General features: G+C 62.6%; 14 protein-coding genes and 1 tRNA gene. 8 read left to right on the top strand and 7 right to left on the bottom strand.

From position 1 onward, the window contains the following. The first annotated feature begins 40 nt into the window (after positions 1-40). Both AC07E3_RS04820 and AC07E3_RS04825 read left to right on the top strand, forming a co-directional pair. Complete coding sequence (locus AC07E3_RS04820) at positions 41-1,945, top strand: autotransporter assembly complex protein TamA (protein ID WP_478360536.1); 1,905 nt, start codon at positions 41-43, stop codon at positions 1,943-1,945. Continuing rightward, on the top strand, positions 1,942-6,561 hold the full coding sequence (locus tag AC07E3_RS04825) for a translocation/assembly module TamB domain-containing protein (protein WP_478360459.1): 4,620 nt from the start codon (positions 1,942-1,944) through the stop codon (positions 6,559-6,561). Before AC07E3_RS04820 ends, AC07E3_RS04825 begins: the two co-directional genes overlap by 4 nt. 275 nt (positions 6,562-6,836) lie before the next feature. On the opposite strand, the gene AC07E3_RS04830 is transcribed toward AC07E3_RS04825, so the two are convergent. The 3 genes from AC07E3_RS04830 to AC07E3_RS04840 form a co-directional block, all read right to left on the bottom strand. Then, positions 6,837-7,505, bottom strand: coding sequence for a protein-L-isoaspartate(D-aspartate) O-methyltransferase (locus tag AC07E3_RS04830; protein WP_478360460.1), 669 nt, complete (start codon positions 7,503-7,505; stop codon positions 6,837-6,839). A 167-nt stretch (positions 7,506-7,672) separates the two neighbouring features. Further along, positions 7,673-7,748, bottom strand: a tRNA-Lys gene (locus AC07E3_RS04835). 106 nt (positions 7,749-7,854) lie between these two features. After that, positions 7,855-8,772: a PhzF family phenazine biosynthesis protein gene (locus tag AC07E3_RS04840; protein ID WP_336068129.1), complete on the bottom strand. Its 918-nt coding sequence runs from the start codon at positions 8,770-8,772 to the stop codon at positions 7,855-7,857. Between the two features lie 130 nt (positions 8,773-8,902). Here AC07E3_RS04840 and AC07E3_RS04845 point away from each other — a divergent pair, with 130 nt between their 5' ends. Genes AC07E3_RS04845 through AC07E3_RS04855 form a run of 3 tightly spaced genes read left to right on the top strand, consistent with a single transcriptional unit; the run spans position 8,903 to position 12,059 of the window. Beyond that, positions 8,903-10,138, top strand: coding sequence for an efflux RND transporter periplasmic adaptor subunit (locus AC07E3_RS04845; RefSeq protein WP_478360461.1), 1,236 nt, complete (start codon positions 8,903-8,905; stop codon positions 10,136-10,138). Further along, complete coding sequence (locus tag AC07E3_RS04850; RefSeq protein WP_478360462.1) at positions 10,135-10,851, top strand: ABC transporter ATP-binding protein; 717 nt, start codon at positions 10,135-10,137, stop codon at positions 10,849-10,851. Before AC07E3_RS04845 ends, AC07E3_RS04850 begins: the two co-directional genes overlap by 4 nt. Further along, positions 10,851-12,059 (top strand): ABC transporter permease, encoded by a 1,209-nt coding sequence (locus AC07E3_RS04855; protein WP_478360463.1) that lies wholly within the window; start codon positions 10,851-10,853, stop codon positions 12,057-12,059. The genes AC07E3_RS04850 and AC07E3_RS04855 overlap by 1 nt, the downstream gene beginning before the upstream one ends. 57 nt (positions 12,060-12,116) lie before the next feature. On the opposite strand, the gene AC07E3_RS04860 is transcribed toward AC07E3_RS04855, so the two are convergent. Next, the gene (locus tag AC07E3_RS04860; protein WP_336068120.1) at positions 12,117-13,232 is read right to left on the bottom strand and encodes an endonuclease/exonuclease/phosphatase family protein; all 1,116 of its coding nucleotides are present in this window, start codon (positions 13,230-13,232) and stop codon (positions 12,117-12,119) included. Positions 13,233-13,462: 230 nt separating this feature from the next. Between AC07E3_RS04860 and AC07E3_RS04865 the strand changes: the two genes are divergently transcribed. Together AC07E3_RS04865 and AC07E3_RS04870 are read left to right on the top strand one after the other, a co-directional pair. Further along, positions 13,463-13,912, top strand: coding sequence for a BA14K family protein (locus tag AC07E3_RS04865; RefSeq protein ID WP_478360464.1), 450 nt, complete (start codon positions 13,463-13,465; stop codon positions 13,910-13,912). Positions 13,913-14,072: 160 nt separating this feature from the next. Then, entirely contained in the window at positions 14,073-14,615 is a 543-nt protein-coding gene (locus AC07E3_RS04870) for a BA14K family protein (protein ID WP_478360465.1), read from the top strand. A gap of 61 nt (positions 14,616-14,676) precedes the next feature. Here AC07E3_RS04870 and AC07E3_RS04875 read toward each other — a convergent pair whose 3' ends face one another. Further along, positions 14,677-15,537 carry a helix-turn-helix domain-containing protein gene (locus AC07E3_RS04875; protein ID WP_478360466.1) on the bottom strand — a complete coding sequence of 287 codons (861 nt, stop codon included), beginning with the start codon at positions 15,535-15,537 and terminating at the stop codon, positions 14,677-14,679. Between the two features lie 120 nt (positions 15,538-15,657). Between AC07E3_RS04875 and AC07E3_RS04880 the strand changes: the two genes are divergently transcribed. Then, the gene (locus tag AC07E3_RS04880; RefSeq protein ID WP_478360467.1) at positions 15,658-16,608 is read left to right on the top strand and encodes a phytanoyl-CoA dioxygenase family protein; all 951 of its coding nucleotides are present in this window, start codon (positions 15,658-15,660) and stop codon (positions 16,606-16,608) included. A gap of 29 nt (positions 16,609-16,637) precedes the next feature. Here the strand turns inward: AC07E3_RS04880 and AC07E3_RS04885 are convergent, their stop codons facing one another. Further along, positions 16,638-16,988, bottom strand: coding sequence for a hypothetical protein (locus tag AC07E3_RS04885; RefSeq protein ID WP_478360468.1), 351 nt, complete (start codon positions 16,986-16,988; stop codon positions 16,638-16,640). A gap of 184 nt (positions 16,989-17,172) precedes the next feature. Further along, positions 17,173-17,463, bottom strand: a complete 291-nt coding sequence (locus AC07E3_RS04890) for a PilZ domain-containing protein (RefSeq protein WP_478360469.1) — start codon at positions 17,461-17,463, stop codon at positions 17,173-17,175. Between the last annotated feature and the right edge of the window lie 147 nt (positions 17,464-17,610).

Below are 17,610 nucleotides of genomic sequence, written 5' to 3' on the forward strand. Positions count from 1 at the left end.
ATGGGAGACGGGTTTGAGTGGAATCGACGCGAAACCGTCGATGGGTCGGCGTTTGCACGGGCCGTTGCTGCTCGCGCTTATGCTTGCCTTTTCGCCGCCCCCTGCCAGCGCCTTCGAGCTGTTCGGCATAAAGCTGTTTGGCAAGGACAAGGCTGCCGAAGAGCCCGACACGATCGGCGAACCGTGGAACTACACCGTTGAGTTCGTCCTTCCCTATGGCGCAGACGATACCGAGAAGAAGCTCAAGGGTGCCTCGTCCCTCTGGGCGGACCGGGAGAAGCCGGCCTCGGGCGCAGCCGGCCTGATCGTCAAGGCGCGCGGCGATTACCGCCGCCTGCTGAACACGCTCTATGGTTCGGCCCTCTATGGTGGCTCAATCAGCATCACCATCGACGGAAGGGAAGTATCCGAACTGCCCATCGACGCCGACATCGCCAATCCGGCCAGTGTCCGCGTCGCCGTCGATCCCGGCTCGGTGTTCCATTTCGGTCAGGCACGCATCGTCAATCAGGCACCGCCGCCGCTTGATCGAAGCGACCGTGTGGAAGACCCGGCAAAAGAAGGTTTCCAGACCGGCGAGGTCGCGGCATCCGGAACCATCCTGAGAGCCGGACGCCTCGCCGTCGAGGCGTGGCGGCACCAGGGGCACGCGAAAGCCGAGGTCGTGGAGCGGCGCGTCACCGCCGCGCATGAAAGCAAGACCGTTGACGCCATCCTCACCGTCGAGCCCGGACGCCGCGCCGCTTATGGCGCAGTCACCGTCAGCGGCACGGAACGGATGGACCCCGATTTCGTTGCGCGTCAGACCGGTCTTGTGCCCGGCCGCGAATACGATCCCGACGATCTGGAACGGGCCCGCAAGCGGCTGTCGAAGCTCGACGTCTTCCGCTCGGCCCGGATAGAGGAAGCAGACGAGATCGGCGCCGACGGCATTCTGCCGCTCGCCGTCATCGTCCAGGAGCGCCTGCCCCGCCGTTTTGGTGTCGGCGGCACCTATTCGACGCTCGACGGGCTCGGCGTGCAGGCCTACTGGATGCACCGCAACCTCTTCGGCCGCGCCGAACGGCTGCGCTTTGAAGGTCAGGTTTCCGGCATTGGCAACACGTTCAAGCCGGAGGATCTGACGTACCGCGTGGGCGCGACTTTCATCAAGCCCGGCGTCTATACGCCCGACACGGACTTCCAGGCGTCGATCTTCGGCGACCGTGAAGTTCTCGAGCGGTATACGCGCACGGCGGTCAGCGCCGAGTTCGGCTTCCGGCACGAATTCACCGAAGAGCTTTCAGGAAGCCTCTTCGCCAATGCCGGCCGCGCCCGTTTCGAAGATGATTTCGGCACACGCGATTTCACCACAGTTGGGCTCGCAGGCGCCCTCACCTATGACAGCCGCGACAACCCCGCGGACGCCACCGAAGGCTACTTCGCCGAACTGTCGCTCGAACCGTTCTACGAGATGGAATACCGTAACCTGGCTGCCCGCATGCTTCTGGAGGGCCGCGCCTATTATGATTTCGGCAGCGATGGCCGCTTCGTCCTGGCAGGACGCGCCAAGATCGGCGCGCTGGTTGGCGCCCCGATTGACGAGACACCGCCGGACAAGCTGTTCTTCGCCGGTGGCGGCGGTTCGGTGCGTGGGTATGCCTATCGGAATATCGGCGTCGAAACGGCGAACGGCATTGCCGGCGGCCGCTCGCTGATGGAAGCCTCCGCAGAACTGCGCGCGCGCATCACCAGCTCCATCGGTGTCGTCGGCTTCGTCGACGCGGGCACCGTGGGCCCTGAATCCTTCCCGGATTTTTCCGAGGATGTGCGGATCGGCGTCGGCGCTGGTTTGCGCTATCTCACCCCGCTCGGCCCCGTGCGCCTTGACGTCGCCGTCCCCCTCGACAAGCGAGACGGCGACCCGGGCGTCGCCTTTTACGTCGGAATAGGACAAGCGTTTTGATCCGCTTTTTCGCAGCTCTGACCCTGTTGTTCGTCCTCTTGCCGGCCATGGCGCAGGACACACCCAGCGAGCGCACGCCCGATGAGGAGCGGTCATTCTTCACGCGCCTCCTGGAGGATCAGCTCTCCACGCCGAACCGGCAGATCCGTATTTCAGGCATTTCCGGCGCCCTCTCTTCGCAGGCAACCATCGGTGAAATCACCATTGCCGACCGCGAGGGCATCTGGCTTCGCATAGGCAATGCCTCGATCGACTGGAGCCGTTCCACGCTCCTGCTTCGCCAGCGCCTTGAAGTGCAGAGGCTTGCTGCCGAAACCATCGAAGTGATGCGCCGTCCGCTGCCGGACGAAGGCCTGCCCGCTCCCGAATCGCGCTCGTTCCAGGTCCCCGAACTGCCGCTGGCGGTCAATCTGGAACAGCTTGAAGTCGAGCAGGCAAGCTTCGGCGAGGAGGTTTTCGGACTTGCCGCCGAACTCTCGCTGACGGGCGCGCTCAGGATCGACAGCGGGGCGCTCGATACCGATTTCGATGTCCAGCGTCTGGACGGCCCCGGTGGCCAGTTTGCGCTCAAGGCTGCGTTTTCCAACGAAACCGAAATCCTCGATCTTGATCTGGTGCTCGACGAACCGGCGGATGGTGTGGTTGCCAACCTTCTCAACGTCGAGGGGCGCCCGCCGCTCAAACTGACCCTCGCCGGCAGCGGCCCGCTGAGCGCGCTCGACGTGAAGCTTGCGCTTGAGGCTGATGGTGTGCCCGCCTTCGGCGGCACGGCGCAGTTCCGCGGGCGCGACGAGGGTCTCGGCTTTTCCGCCCGTCTCGCCGGCTCCATCCGACGCCTTGTGCCGGTCCAGTTTCAGGATTTCTTCGGTGCGGGAACGCGCATCAACGTCAACGGCGTCTCGAAGAATGGCGGCGGGGTTCTGCTTGAGAATCTTCAGGTCTCCAGCGCATCCATGCGCATTGAGGCAGCAGCAGAAACCGGCAGCGACAACTTCCTGACCGCTCTCTCGCTGAGCGCCGGCGTGGCCAATCCGGCTGGCGAACGCGTGCTGCTTCCCGTCGCCGGCGGACAGACCTCGCTACAGTCGGCGAAGCTCGACATCACCTTTGGCGAAGCGGGTTCCGAACGCTGGAACGGCAAGCTCGAACTGGACGGGCTACAGACCGCCGAATTCGCCGCCGGGCGCACGGTCCTGACAATGGGCGGGCTTGCCCAAAACCTCAACGACCCGCTTTCACGCCGCGTCAGTTTCGAGATCGACGGCGGCCTCTCGCAGATCACCGCCAGGCAGGCAAAGATCGCCGAAGCGCTCGGTGATGCGCTGACGATTGCCGCTCGCGGCGACTGGCAGGCGGGGAACCCGGTCATGATCGAAAATGCCAGCGTTTCCGGAAACGGTCTCGAAACCGCCCTCACCGGCCAGATTGACGACTTCGCCTTCACCGGCGACATCAAGCTCAGCGCTTCCGACATCGCCCCCTTCTCCGGTCTTGCGGATCAGGCGCTCGGTGGCGCGGTCGACCTGACCGCAAGCGGTACGGTACGCCCCATCAGCGGCGCCTTCGATCTCAATCTCGACGGCACCGCAACCGATCTGCGCATCGAAAACGAGGCCGCGGGAAATCTTCTTGCCGGCACCACACGCATCGAGGGCGGGGTTGCCCGCGGCCCCGAAGGACTGACCGCCCGCAACCTGCGGCTCGCCAACGATCAGTTCAGCATGCGTGCCGACGGCACCTTCGCGTCTGGCGCCGCAAACTTCCGTTTCGACGCCGCGCTCGAGGATATGGCACTTCTTGCAAAGAATGCATCCGGCCCTCTGTCAGCCACGGGACGCGCCGAGGGTGGTGAGGGGCGCATCAACCTCACATTCAAGGCAGACGCGCCACGCGGCAGCCTTTCCGGCCGCGATCTCAGCGAGGCCACGCTGGGTTTCGACGGACAGCTCGAAGAGCAGGTTCTGACCGGCACGATAGACGGCAACGCCTTTCTCTCCGGTGAGCGTGTCGACCTTGCCGGGCGGCTCCTTCTCTCGCCCGAGCAACGGCAACTGACCGAACTCGCATTTCGGGCCGGCGGCGCGACCGCCAGCGGCAACATCATCCAGGATGTTCGGAAAGGCCTGATCGACGGCAGAATAGGCATCGATGCCGCCGACGTCTCGACCGCCGCGGCCCTGTTTCTGCGTGAGGCGACCGGCAGTGTGAAGGCCGATCTCTCCCTGTCACAGGTTGATGAACGTCAGATCGCCGACGTCAACGCCACCATTCGCGATCTGGAAATTGAACAGACGCGCGTTTCGAGCGCCACGGTTGCGGCCACCATTGAAGACCTCTTCGGCGTGCCCGCCGTCGTGGGCTCCATCAATGCGCAGGACATCAACGCCGGCGGCGTGGGCATCGCTCGGCTTGAAGCCACCGCCCGCCAGAATGAGGGTGCCACGGATTTCGAGGGCAAGGCCCTTCTCGACCAGGGCACACAGCTTGAAGCCCGGGGCGCGCTTGCGCCCGAGGGCAACGGTTATCGCGTCCGGCTCAACCGCCTCGGCCTCGAGCAGGGCGCGGTTCAGGCCCGGCTCGTGGAACCCACCTCCCTCCTGGTGGAGGGAAGCGCTTTTACACTCGATCCGCTGGCCATCGATGTCGCGGGCGGGCGCATCACCGCCGGCGGCCGTGTTGCCGACGTTCTCGATCTGGCCGTCAATCTTGAGCGGGTGCCGCTTGCCATCGCCAACACGATCCAGCCCGATCTCGACCTCGGTGGCACGCTTGACGGCAAGGCGGACATCAAGGGCACGCGCGACAGGCCGCTCGTGAATTTCGACATCGACGGACGCGGCATCACCTCCCCGGCCCTCGCGCAGGCGGGCCTCAGCACGCTAACGATAGACGCCACCGGAACGAGCGACGGCAACCGGCTGAACGTCGACACCAGCGTCACCAGCCCTGAAGGGTTGAACGCGGCTGCACGCGGCACGGTGCCCTTCGATGACGGCCAGCTCTCCATGGATGTGGCGCTGAACGCGTTCCCGCTGGCAGCCCTGAACCGGGTCGTGCGCGGCCAGGACCTTTCCGGTCAGGTGACCGGCAGCGCCCGCGTTACCGGCAGGCTCGCGGCACCGCAGGCAAGCTTCGACATGCGCGCAAGCGGCCTGCGGGCCGCGCCCCTGACCAGCGCGGGCCTCGGCCCGCTTCAGCTTGCCGCGAGCGGGCGCTATTCGGGCAATGCGGTACAGCTCGCCCGCCTGACCGCCGACGGCCCGTCCGGGCTGGGCATCGAGGCGAGCGGCACCATTCCGCTGTCCGGCGCAGGCCTTGGCGTAAACGTGGCGGGCACCGCACCGCTCTCAATCGCCAACCGCCTTCTCGCCGACCGCGGCACCCAGATTTCCGGCACGGCCTCCGCCAATATCCGTGTCTCCGGCGCAGTGGCCAACCCGGTCATCAACGGCACCATATCCACCGCCAATGCCTCCGCCGTCGATCCGCTCACCAATCTGCGCATCAGCGACGTACGTCTGGCAGCAGCCGTCAATGGCGATCGCATATCGATCACGGAAGGGTCGGCGGCGCTGGCAGCCGGCGGCAGGGTTTCGGTGTCGGGCACAATCTCGACCAATGCACAGGCAGGATTTCCCGCCGATCTCAGGATCGGTCTGGACAATGCCAGACACACCGACGGCGAAATGGTGACGGCGACCGTCAACGGCGCGCTCTCCATGACCGGCCCCCTCACCCGCGACCCGCTGCTTGCCGGCGAGGTCAACATCGAACGCGCCGAGATCATTGTGCCTGAAAGCCTTGGTGGCGGCGCTTCGGCGATCGACGTGCGTCATCTCAACCCACCGCCGGCTGTACAGCGGACACTGGAGCGCGCACGCGCCGACGACGGCACACCGATGCCCTCGGCGCGCCCGAGCGTCATGCGGCTCAACGTCAATGTAACGGCACCCGCACGCATCTTCGTACGCGGACGGGGCCTCGATGCCGAGCTCGGCGGCTCGGTCAGGCTGACGGGGCCGGTGACCAATATCCAGCCGGTCGGCGGGTTCAAGTTGATCCGTGGGCGTCTGTCCATCATCGGCCAGCGCATCACCTTCGACGAAGGCCAGGTGACCCTTGTGGGCGATCTCGATCCGCAGCTCGATTTCGTCGCCCGCTCGCGCGGCAACGACATCATCGTTTTCATCAATGTCAGGGGCCGTGTCTCCGACCTCAACATCACATTCTCCTCGCAGCCCGAACTGCCTGAGGACGAGGTTCTGGCGCGCCTTATCTTCAACCGCGGCATCGACGAGCTTTCCGCCGTGCAGATCGCCCAGCTTGCGGCGGCGGCGGCCGAGCTTGCCGGAGGATCCAACACCTCGCTCCTTGGCTCGCTGCGCAACGCCACCGGGCTGGACGATCTGGATGTCGTGACGGACAGCGAGGGCAACGCCGCCGTCCGCGCCGGACGCTATATCCAGGACAACATCTATTTGGGGGTCGAGGCAGGCGCGAAAGGCACGACACGCGGCACCATCAATCTCGACATCACCGAAGATCTGAAGGCCCGCGGTGCAGTCGGGTCCGACGGCAATTCAAGCCTCGGTATCTTCTTCGAAAAAGACTACTGATCCGCACAAAAGAAAGCCGGCCAGTGAAACTGGCCGGCAAACGGCGCGCTTGGTTCGGGTCGGGGGGATGGTGGGGGCGCGCCTTGAGCATGAACCCGCCCGGGCAACAAAGGTTCCAAACGAAGTTTCATTTTTCCAACTCCCGGCCTGGCGGGTATGCCGCAATCCAGCCTACAGCGCCGCGCGTCTTATAAGACGCGCAAAGGACGCTGTAACACTTTCAAATGATGCATGTTCATTGTCTTTCAAATGAATTCATTTGAAAGCGACATGCATTAACGCTGCCAGCCCTGCGCCCCGATCAGCGGCACGAAGGAGACCGGCGCCAGCGTCTCCGTTCGAAAAGAGTTCTCGCCTTCCCGGACAACACAATTAAGCTGTTGCGGACCGGACGCAGAACCGACCGGCATGACGAGCCGTCCGCCCGGTGCAAGCTGCACGCGCAGCGCCTCCGGCACACGCGGCCCCGCTGCCGCCACGACGATGGCGTCGAACGGCGCCTCTTCGGGCAGTCCCAGCGTTCCATCACCGACGACAATGCTGACATTGTCCAGATAGCCGGCGTCCGCCAGGCGCCTGCGCGCCGCGATTGCCAGCGAATCATGCCGTTCAACCGAGAACACATGGCCTGCAAGCCGGGAGAGAATCGCGGTCGAATACCCGGACCCCGTGCCCACTTCGAGCACCCGGCTTTGCGGCCCGAGATCGGCGACCTCCGTCATCAGGGCAACGATATAGGGCTGGGATATGGTTTGTCCGTCGCCGATGGGCAGAGCGCCGTCCTCATAGGCAAGTTCGGAGAGGTGCGCGGGCACGAACAGTTCGCGCGGCACTTCAGACATCGCATCGAGTACGGCTTCGGACGCAATGCCGCGCCGTCTCAGCACCGACAGCATTTCGCTGCGGCGGTTTTCGTTGATATGGGTATCGGTGTTGCTGCTCAAACCTGCCCGGCTTCAATCATGGAAACGTCGATGTCCCATAATGCCGCCAAACGGTCCTCAAGGTCCATCCTTGCGGCTATGACCTGATGCATAACGGCGCGCGGAACATGCATAGCTGGCTGTCTGGGACCCCGGAGCTTTCGCGCAAACGCTGATGAGAGAAGGTTTGGTGGGTGATACAGGGCTCGAACCTGTGACCCGCTGATTAAGAGTCAGCTGCTCTACCAACTGAGCTAATCACCCGACCGTTTCGTGCGGCAATCAGGTCGCCGTCAACCGAATGACCGGCTCCTTAAACGGTTTCGTGCGAGCATGCAAGACACTCTGACACGAGTTTGTCACTTATTGCTCAAATCAACAGCCTGCCCTCCGCCACGCGAACCGCATGCCCACCGATGCGGGCGGATTCGACTGCGCCCCCGCGGACATCGATTTCAAGGCGAATGCTGGAGGGACGCCCCATTTCAATGCCCTGTTCGATCAGCAGACCATGCGACCCGTCGACCGGGGCATCATGCTGCATGATCGCACCGGCAAAGGCGGCTGCCGCCGAGCCGGTGGCCGGATCCTCGGCGATCCCGTCGTCGGGGGCAAACATGCGCACATGAAATGCATGATCATGGTTCACCGTCTCCCGGCAATAGATATAAGGGGCGGCAGCCGGCCCCTCCAATTCAGGGAGAAGCGAGCGCCAGAGCGCTGCATCGATCCGGGCACGGCGCGCGACATCCAGATCGGCGACAGGCACGCACACATAGGGCACGCCGGCGCTCCAGGTGCTGATTGTGTGGTTCTCGAACCCGATTTCATGATGCCCGAGCCCGAGGGCGGCCGCCACCGCCTCCGGTTCGATCGGAATCGGCAAAGACACCGGAAGCCTGGGCAGATCGAACTCCGCATAGGCCGCGCTCTTCCCGACCGTCACCGCGCAACGCACCGCCCCCACCGCTTCTTCGAGCATCAGGATGGAGGTCTGAATGCCGTCGCCACCGGTGCCCGCCCGCTCCGCCAGCGCAATGGCGGTGCCGACTGTCGGATGTCCGGCAAAAGGCAGTTCCGTGCGGGGTGTGAAGATGCGCAGCCGGGCAGTGTGGTTGTCATTCTCCGCTGGCAGGACGAACACGGTCTCCGAGAGATTGAACTCTCCCGCGATCCGCTGCATGGCCGCATCGTCGAGGTCCTCTGCATCGAGCACGATGGCCAACGGATTTCCCGCCAGAGCCTCATCGGAAAAAACGTCGTAAATATAATAGTTTCGCCCAGTCATCTCGCCTCTCACAGAAATATGCACGCTATTCGCACAATACGGTCGATCCGGCATCGCTTTGCCATCTTTTGCCCACTTTCGTCATACCACGTCACCGCGAACGGGGCGCGCTGCAAACGACAGGCGGACCATGAAAGTGACCGATCATGAATCCGGCGGGGTCGCATCGGCGATCGCGCAAGGCCCCAGCGATAAAGCCAGGTCATCAAGAAAAAAACGCCACTGGCCCCTGCTGCTGACGGGTGCAGCCTTGTTTGCGGCCGGCCTCTGGTTCTTTGCAGGCGCCCGGTCAGGGCAGCCGGAAGCAGCCTATGCGAGCCAGCTCGTGGAACATGGCAATCTCGTCGCACGGGTCGCGACAACGGCTGTCCTGCGCCCACGTACGCAGATCGAGATTTCAAGCGAACTGAAAGGCACGGTTCAGTCCGTTCCCGTTCGACAAAATCAGCGCATCCGGCGCGGCGACATCCTCGCACAGCTCGATTCCACGGTTTTCGAATATGAGGTCGAACGCGGGGAAGCATTCGTGGAAACCGCACGGGCAAGCCTCTCCGATGCAGGGATCTCATTGAAGGAAGCCGAAAGGAAGCTCGCTCGCGCCAGGGCTCTCAGGGCAAAAAACGCGCTCAGTGAGCAGAAGCTGGAAGACGTGCAGGCCGAATATGATCGGGCGCGGAACCGCGTCGCCACTGCCAGGGCCGATCTTTCGGTCAAGCAGGTGGAACTCAGGCTCAAGCGCTTCAATCTCAGTCGAACGACGATCCGCTCGCCCATCGATGGCGTGGTGCTCTCGCGCAGTGCAGAACCGGGCAAAACGATGTTCGCCTCGTCCGACGACGGTGTGCTCTTCATCCTCGCCGAAGACCTGGAGCGGATGGAGCTGATCGCAAAAATCAACGAAGCCGATATCGGCGCGGTCGCTCAGGGGCAGGAGGCGAGTTTCACGGTCGACGCCTATCCCGACCGGACCTTCAGCGCGGAGATCCGCGATGTGTCCTTCGCCCACAAGAGCGATGACAATCTGGTTACCTATGAGGCCAATCTCGACGTTCGCAACAGCGACCTCAAGCTGCGCCCGGGCATGACCGCTTCCGTGTCGATAAAAACGGACGAAGCCGAAAACGCTCTCCTCATCCCTGCCAGCGCTTTGCGGTACAGGCCGCAGATCATTGAAGAGGAGCCGGTCCTGAAAGGGCCCGGAGGGTCACGGGACTCCGCCGTCGTTCACGTGCTTGAAAACGGCAAACCAAAGCCCGTGCAGGTGCGGCTCGGCGTGCGCAACTGGGAGAAGGTCGAGGTGCTCTCCGGCCTGTCGGAGGGCCAGAGCGTCGTCACCGGCGATCTGACCGGTGCGCACGCGCAATGAACGCGCCGGGCAAAACCGCGCCGCTTCTCGCATTCGAGAATGTGTGGCGCAGCTACGGCGGGGGCGACACACAGGTCCATGCACTCTCAGGCGTCAGTTTCGGGATTGAACGGGGAACATTCACCGCCGTAACCGGGCCCTCGGGCTCCGGGAAATCCACTGCCATGAACATTCTCGGCGCCCTCGATGTCCCGTCCCGCGGCAGCTACCGTTTCATGGGCTCGGATGCCGGTCGGCTCGACAGGGCCAGCAGGGCGGAACTGCGCAACCGGCATATCGGATTCGTGTTTCAGGGCTACAACCTCCTGCCCCGGATGACGGCATTCGAAAACGTCGAGCTTCCACTCATCTACCGTGGTCTTCCGGTCCCTGGTCGACGCGCCATGGCCGAAAACGCGCTGGAACAGGTCGGGCTCGAAGGACGCAGGCACCACACACCGGCCACCCTCTCCGGCGGTCAGCAGCAACGCGTCGCCATCGCCCGCGCACTGGTGTCGGAGCCGACCTTGCTCTTGGCCGACGAACCGACCGGCAATCTGGACACCGAGCGCAGCCACGAAATCATGGCGCTGCTGACGGCGCTCAACCGTGAACGCGGACTGACCATCGTCATGGTGACCCACGAGGCCGACATCGCAGCCTTTGCCAGCCGCCAGATCAGCTTTCGTGACGGACGCATCGCCGTCGACAGCGATGCCGGAGCGGTAGCCTGATGTTCCTGGAGTCTGTCCGTCTCGCGCTGCGCTCCATCGCCCGCAACAAGATGCGTTCACTCCTGACGCTTCTGGGTGTCATCATCGGCGTGGCGGCGGTGATCGCACTGCTAACCATCGGCGGCGGCGCCAGGGAGCAGATACGTGCCGAAATGGCCGGCCAGGGCAGTCGCCTGATTTTCGTCTTTGCCGGCATGGTTCGTGATCCCGCTTCGCCAGCCGAAATCGAGGTGCAGCCACTCACAAACGAGCACCTGATGAACCTGGACAAATCCATTGGCCAGCACGCCACCATTGCGGCCCAGGCCGAAACCCGGCTTCGCGTTTCCTATGGGGCGCGTGGTCTCTCGGCACAGATCCGGGGCGTGAGCGAATCCTATTTCACGCTGCGCGAATGGACGCTGAAGCGCGGTCGCCTGCTCTCTCCCCTCGAGGTGGCCAGCCATGCCGGAACCTGTGTGATCGGCAGCAAGGTGGCCAAGGCCCTTTTCGGCACAGAGAACCCCATCGGAGCCCGCATTCGCATCGGCCGCCCCCATTGCCGGGTCGTCGGTGAACTCGCACCAAGGGGCGCTTCATTCGCCGGGGAACAGGACACGCTCGCCCTCATTCCACTCGGTCTCTTTCAAACCCGGATCAGCGGCAGGAACGAGCTTGCCCAGATATTGATCAATGCTCCCAGCGAGGCAGCGGTCGCGCCGCTGAAAGTACGGGTTGCCGAAGAGATGCGCCGTCTCCGCCGGATCGCGCCGGGGCGCAACGACGACTTTCAGGTCGACGACATGGCCGAATATATGCGCCAGGCAGGCAGCATCATCGGCAATGTAACGGCCATACTCGGCGCCATCGCCGCCATCAGCCTGCTGGTGGGCGGCATCGGCATCATGAACATCATGCTGGTGTCGGTAACCGAGCGCACCCGTGAGATCGGCATCCGCATGGCGATCGGCGCACGCCAGCGCGACATTCTGGTTCAGTTCCTCACCGAGGCATCCGTGCTCTCGCTGATCGGCGGGCTTCTCGGCATCGGGCTCGGTCTTGCCATTGCGTGGGTCGTCACCACGTTCATGAATGTCAGCTTTGTGCCGAGCCTCACGGCGATCAGCGCAATCGCGGCCGTCTCCGTCATGATCGGCATCGTGTTCGGCTTTTTTCCTGCATTGCGCGGCGCGCGGCTCGACCCCATCGACGCCCTGCGGCATGAATGATCGCTGAATGCGCCGCCCGCCCGGTCAGGTCCCAGTCAGGTCCCAGTCAGGTCCCGGTCAGGTGATGTCGAGCTGAACCACCACCGGACAATGGTCGGACGCCTTCGGACGATCCCAGCCAACGCGCGGAAAGCGGGGTACGTCCTGTTCCGGTGGAAAGATCGTGCGCCAGGGCTGCCCCGAGCGGATAATATCCGGAACCGCACGGGGGTTTCGCTCCGCCAGCGCCTTCGAGGCAAGCAGATAGTCGAGCTGGCAAAGGTGACGTTCTTCCGGCCCGCGCGTGTGATAAAGCGTCCAGCGGTCCATCTCGGGGCGGCGTTCGACGAGATTCTGGCAGAAACCGCCGGCCGTCAGCGTGTTGACGCTCGAAAGCGGCTCCCGCACGGGCTCGAACCGGTAGCCCTCATGCGCTTCACCGGAAATGACGACGCGCTCGCGATAATCGTTCAGGTCACCGCAGATGACCCAGCGCTTCGCAGAAGCCCGCTCCGCTCCACCGAAGCGCTCCTCGATGATCCCCCGAACCGCCGCAGCCTCGGCCATTCGTACCGGCATGGAGGCCTCTCGCCCGTCCATGCCGTTGCGCGGCGGGCTCATGGCCTTGAAGTGCACGACGTAAAGCGTCATGGGCCGCCCACCGACCTTGATGTCGAGTTCCAGACAGTCCCGGCGGAAAATGCGGTCCTGTGGCTCGATCCCGAGTTCCGCCAGCGCTTCGTTGTGGAGGCCGAGATCGGCGAAGGTCAGATGCGCGTGGCTGGTCATGCGCTCAAATTCGATCGGCTGACCATGCGCGGTCTCTGGCCGCATCATCACCGCCACGTCAATGCCGCGTGAATCATTCCCGGAAGCGGAATATTTCTCACGGTAGCCATTGCCGATCATCTTGAAGAGGTAGCCGTATTCGAATGCCTTGAGCGCGGCGATATTGTCGACTTCCTGAAGGCACAGAATATCAGCGCGCGTCGCGGCGATGGCAAGCGCGGTCAATTGTCTGGCGTCGTCCGTCAGCGCAATGGCGCGCGCCTGTTCGAGCGCGCGATAGTGCGCCTCATCCTCGATCTCGTAGAGCGAAAGCGCGCGATCCCGATGCAAATCGTTGCGGAACCCGGAAAAATCGAACCGGTTCATCAGGTTTTCGACGTTGAAAGTGGCGAGCCGGAGCGACATGCCTGCACGTTTAAACGGTGCAGCGCGGATTTCAAGTCCGCGCCCTGGCCCGCACCGATCGCGCCCCTGCTCTTCGTCCCTGCTCCCTGGCTCAGAGGCCCGGCAAGGCCGCCATTCATCACAGGTTCATGGAGTTTATGCTTGCTTCTGATACTATAAGCATCTCTGACATTGCTTGAGCGAAGGAGATGAAGGGGCATTTTTGGGGGTCTGGAAATCAGGAGACCACTATGAAACACGGACTGACAAAAATAGCCTGTTCGGGCCTGCTCGCCCTGGGCTTCGTCTTCGTCGGCGCGCCGGCAAACGCCAATGCGGTTGGCATCGCCGGCGGCGCAGCCTCGAGTGCGGTAGAGCGTTCGGCGGTCGAAACACCTGTCGTACAGGTCGACAGGCGGGATCGCAGGAAATGGCGCCGCCATCACGACCGTCGGAAATGGCACCGTCATCGCCCGCGTGCGGGCTTCTACTTCGAGTTCGGCCGCCCCGCTCCCTATTACTACCGGCCCTACCACGTTCGCCCGCGCCCTGCCCGTCCCTATTATGGCCGGCCTGTGAGGCTGTCCCGTGCGCATGTGCGCTGGTGCTACAACCGCTATCGGTCGTATCGGGCGTTCGACAACACGTTCCAGCCCTATCACGGCCCGCGCAGGCCCTGCATCTCACCGTATATTCGGTAGGTAGCAGGCTGAATTACCGAGAATGGCGCGGCCCGTCCGCGCCATTTTTCATGGCCGGATCCCTGCACCGGAACAATTTGCAAAAACTGTTACGACAATCCGACTTTTAAGATGGAAAGACGCGACTAAAGTCCAGAGAATCTATCTGGAGTTGCATAAAATGCGTTCTTTGAAACTGGTCCTGATTGTCGCTCTTTGTCTGCTCGGCGCCCAGAGTGCGTCTGCCGGCCGTCTGGTTCTTTCGGCCGGGAACCGTGTCTGTCTGGACAGCTGGAACGAACGCCGCGCGATGCGGCGTCTCTTTCCCGGCCGCATGCAACTGACGCTGGGCGACATGCATCGCCGCCACTGGATAGAGCGTTGCCGCACGATGTACCGGCTTCACGACCGCGCCATTCCCTCATGGTCGCGCTGGCACGATCCGCATGGCCGCTTCGCAGGCTATTTCTACGGCTTCAACGATGTTTACGGCCCGGGACGGCCGCTCCTCAGGCCGCGGCATGGAACACGGTCGTTTTACTGGCGCTACCAGCCGAAACGCACCTACCAGCGGGCGATGCCGCGCGCCTATCCGGGCCACAATGCCCGTGCGGCACATCTTGCCTGGTGCAGCAAAAAATATCGCTCCTACCGGGCCGGCGACAACAGCTTTCAGCCCTACAAGGGACCGCGCAGGCGCTGCGTCTCGCCCTATGGGCGATAGAGCAATTCCAGGAAAAGCGGGAGCGCTCCAGAATGCCGCCCTCCGCGGGGAGCCATGACGCTCAACAGCGAAACAGCCCCCGATAGGCACGCGGTGTCATGCCGCGCAGTGCCTTGAACTGTCGGTTGAAATTGGCGAGCGAATGATAGCCCACCGCCTCGGCCACATGGCCGATCGGCTGATCTCCCGATGAAAGGCGCATGCAGGCCTCGCCGATGCGCAGCCGCATCACATAGTCGGAAATGCTGGTGCGCATGTGCCGGCGAAACAGGCGATGCAGGCCGGACGCGCTGAGCGCGGCGATCCCGGCCAGATCCCCATTGCTGAGACCTTCCGCATAGTGCGTGTGGATATGCAGCAATACCCGATCGATCCGCTCGCGGTCGGCACGGTCGAGATCGCGGGCGGCCACCGTACTTGCAAGAGGCTCGGCGTCCCCGTCCCCGGCCAAAAGCAGAAGAACCCTGACCAGCGCGAGAAACCGCTCGGCCAGTTCCGCCTCGAACAGGGATTCAATCATCGGCCGCGCCCGACGGGAAACCTGTGGCGAAAAGGCAAGCCCCGCCTCCGCGCGCGCCAGAAGCCCGGCAATGGGACGCAGTTCGGCAAACCCCTCCCCCAGTGCCTGCGCCCATTCATGACGAAACCACATGACCAGCGCCACATGTGGCTGCGCCGCGTCCGGCCTGGCGCGCGAGGCCCATGTGTGCGGCAGGTTCGCCCCCACCAGCACCAGATCGCCATCGCCGTATTCGCCAACATGGTCGCCGACAAAACGCTGCCCCTTCGAATTGAGCGTCAGCGTCAGCTCGTATTCGGGATGGTGATGCCATTCGAAGGGAATGCCATCGTCGAGCCGCCGGTTGAGCATGCTCCAGGATGCACCCGGCACGGTTGGCAATGTCTCAAGAAACGGCCTCATCGGGCGCTCCCTCGCCACAGAACGCCATAATTGTATCAATATCGGCCATGTCAGTACAACACCGCCATGTGTGGCGGCAGTATTCTGTTGCCAGCAATGCAGAATTCCTGGGAGGAAACCATGCAGGAAGCAGTCAAAAAACGCGACGCGCACCCTTCGACCAGCAAGATCGGCACGCAGCTAAAAGACATCGAGAAGACGCTGCCGCTGCGCGTTCTTTCATCCGAAGACTGGCAGCACTGGATCACCAAAGGCTACGTCATCGTGCGCCAGGCCGTGCCGCGGGAGAACGTCGAACGTCTGGTCGACCTGCTCTGGGCGTTTGACGAGAAAGACCCGAACGATCCTTCCACCTGGTACGCCCAGCAGCGCCGCGAGCACAAGATGAAGGAGCTCAACAACACCGGCATGCTGGAGATCTACAATCACCAGTATCTGTGGGACAACCGCATGGAACCACGGGTCTACGATGCCTTCGTGGACATCTGGGACCGGGAGGACCTTTGGGTGACCATCGACCGCGCCAATCTCAACGCGCCGAAGAAAAACCCGGGCAACCCCAACGGCTTCATCCACTGGGATGCAGACACATCGATCCGCCCGCTGCCCATCGGCGTTCAGGGCGTTTTGAGCCTGAAGAAGCAGGATGGCGATGTCGGCGGTTTCCAGTGCATTCCCGAGCTCTTCGAGCATTTTGAGGAATGGGTAAAGACCCAGCCCGCGGACCGCGACCCGATGCATCCGGACACGACCGGTTTCAAGATCACCAATATCGACATGGAAGCGGGCGATCTCCTGATTTTCAATTCGCTCCTGGCGCATGGCGTGCGGCCCAACCATTCGAAGGACCGGGTGAGAATGGCACAGTACATCTCCATGCACCCGGCCGAATACGAGAACGAGGAAGAACGCCAGGAACGCATCCGCCTGTGGCGCGAACTGGATCACCCCAAACGAGACGCCTTTCCCGGCGACCCGCGCGAATGGGAAAAGAAGAACGCGAAGACGGCCGAGCTTACGGAGCTGGGAAGAAGACTTTTGGGCCTCGAACCGTGGCGAACCGGCGCCTGATCGCACAACTTGATCGTCATTCCATGCCGTCACTCTCCTGTCAGTGCTCGAACGCCCGGCGGGAGAGGACTGATGTCCAGGCCTTTCGATAATTCCACCACACCTGTCTTCATGTCGACCAGGCAGACGAAGACCGGCCGGTATGCATCAGTCAGGCTAGGGCCAGCGACCACTGCTACCCCGTATTTCGTAAATCCACCATCGTCAGGCAGAACCAGAGGGGCTGTCCAGGTCATGCGTGCCGCTTCAAGGCAACGTGAAGCCACGTCCATTTGCTTCTCGATCAGACCAGAGGCATCTTCCGCCCACACACAAGAGGAGGAATATAAAAATAAAGAAAGCGCATATAATGAGTATTTATTCAAAATAATATCCAACATAAATCTGAATAATACATCGTAACACGCGATCCATAAAGTAAACTTTTTTAAATTATTTATAATTCATAATTTTAAATCAAGCACTCAAATGGAAAACATGACGCGAGAAATCTCTGCAGGATAGAGCGCTTGCGAGCCTTTGAAGTGGCAGGCAGCAGAATGACCTCGCTACCCGCTTCAAAGTTCAATCAAACGCCACCCCGATCTCCGTCAGGCTCCGCCAGCGGATCACCGCCGGGCGCACACGGTCGCTGCCTTCGATCTCGACATAGACCTCGTCGGGAATGGCACAGATATCACCAAAGCGGATGCGGGCACCGTCTTCATTCAGGTCGAGAACAACCCCAGGAAGCATGCAGCTTCCATTATTCCAGAAAAGCCTGGCGCGGCGTTCGACATCCTCACGTGCACGCTCGCGCCGCTCGGTGGGAACCGGGTTTTCGGGACCTGTGCGCTTTTCCATATCCGACATCATCCTGGCCTCCTCAAGGGCAACCTTCCCATGAGGTCTACGTAGCTAAAAACGTGCCAGAAACCTGTTTCATCCCGGAACAGGTTCTAGATCGCCCATGCGCAAAGAAAAAGGCCGCGGGCGATGCCGCGGCCTTCTGTCTGAGACTTT

This window comes from Nitratireductor lacus, assembly GCF_056431025.1.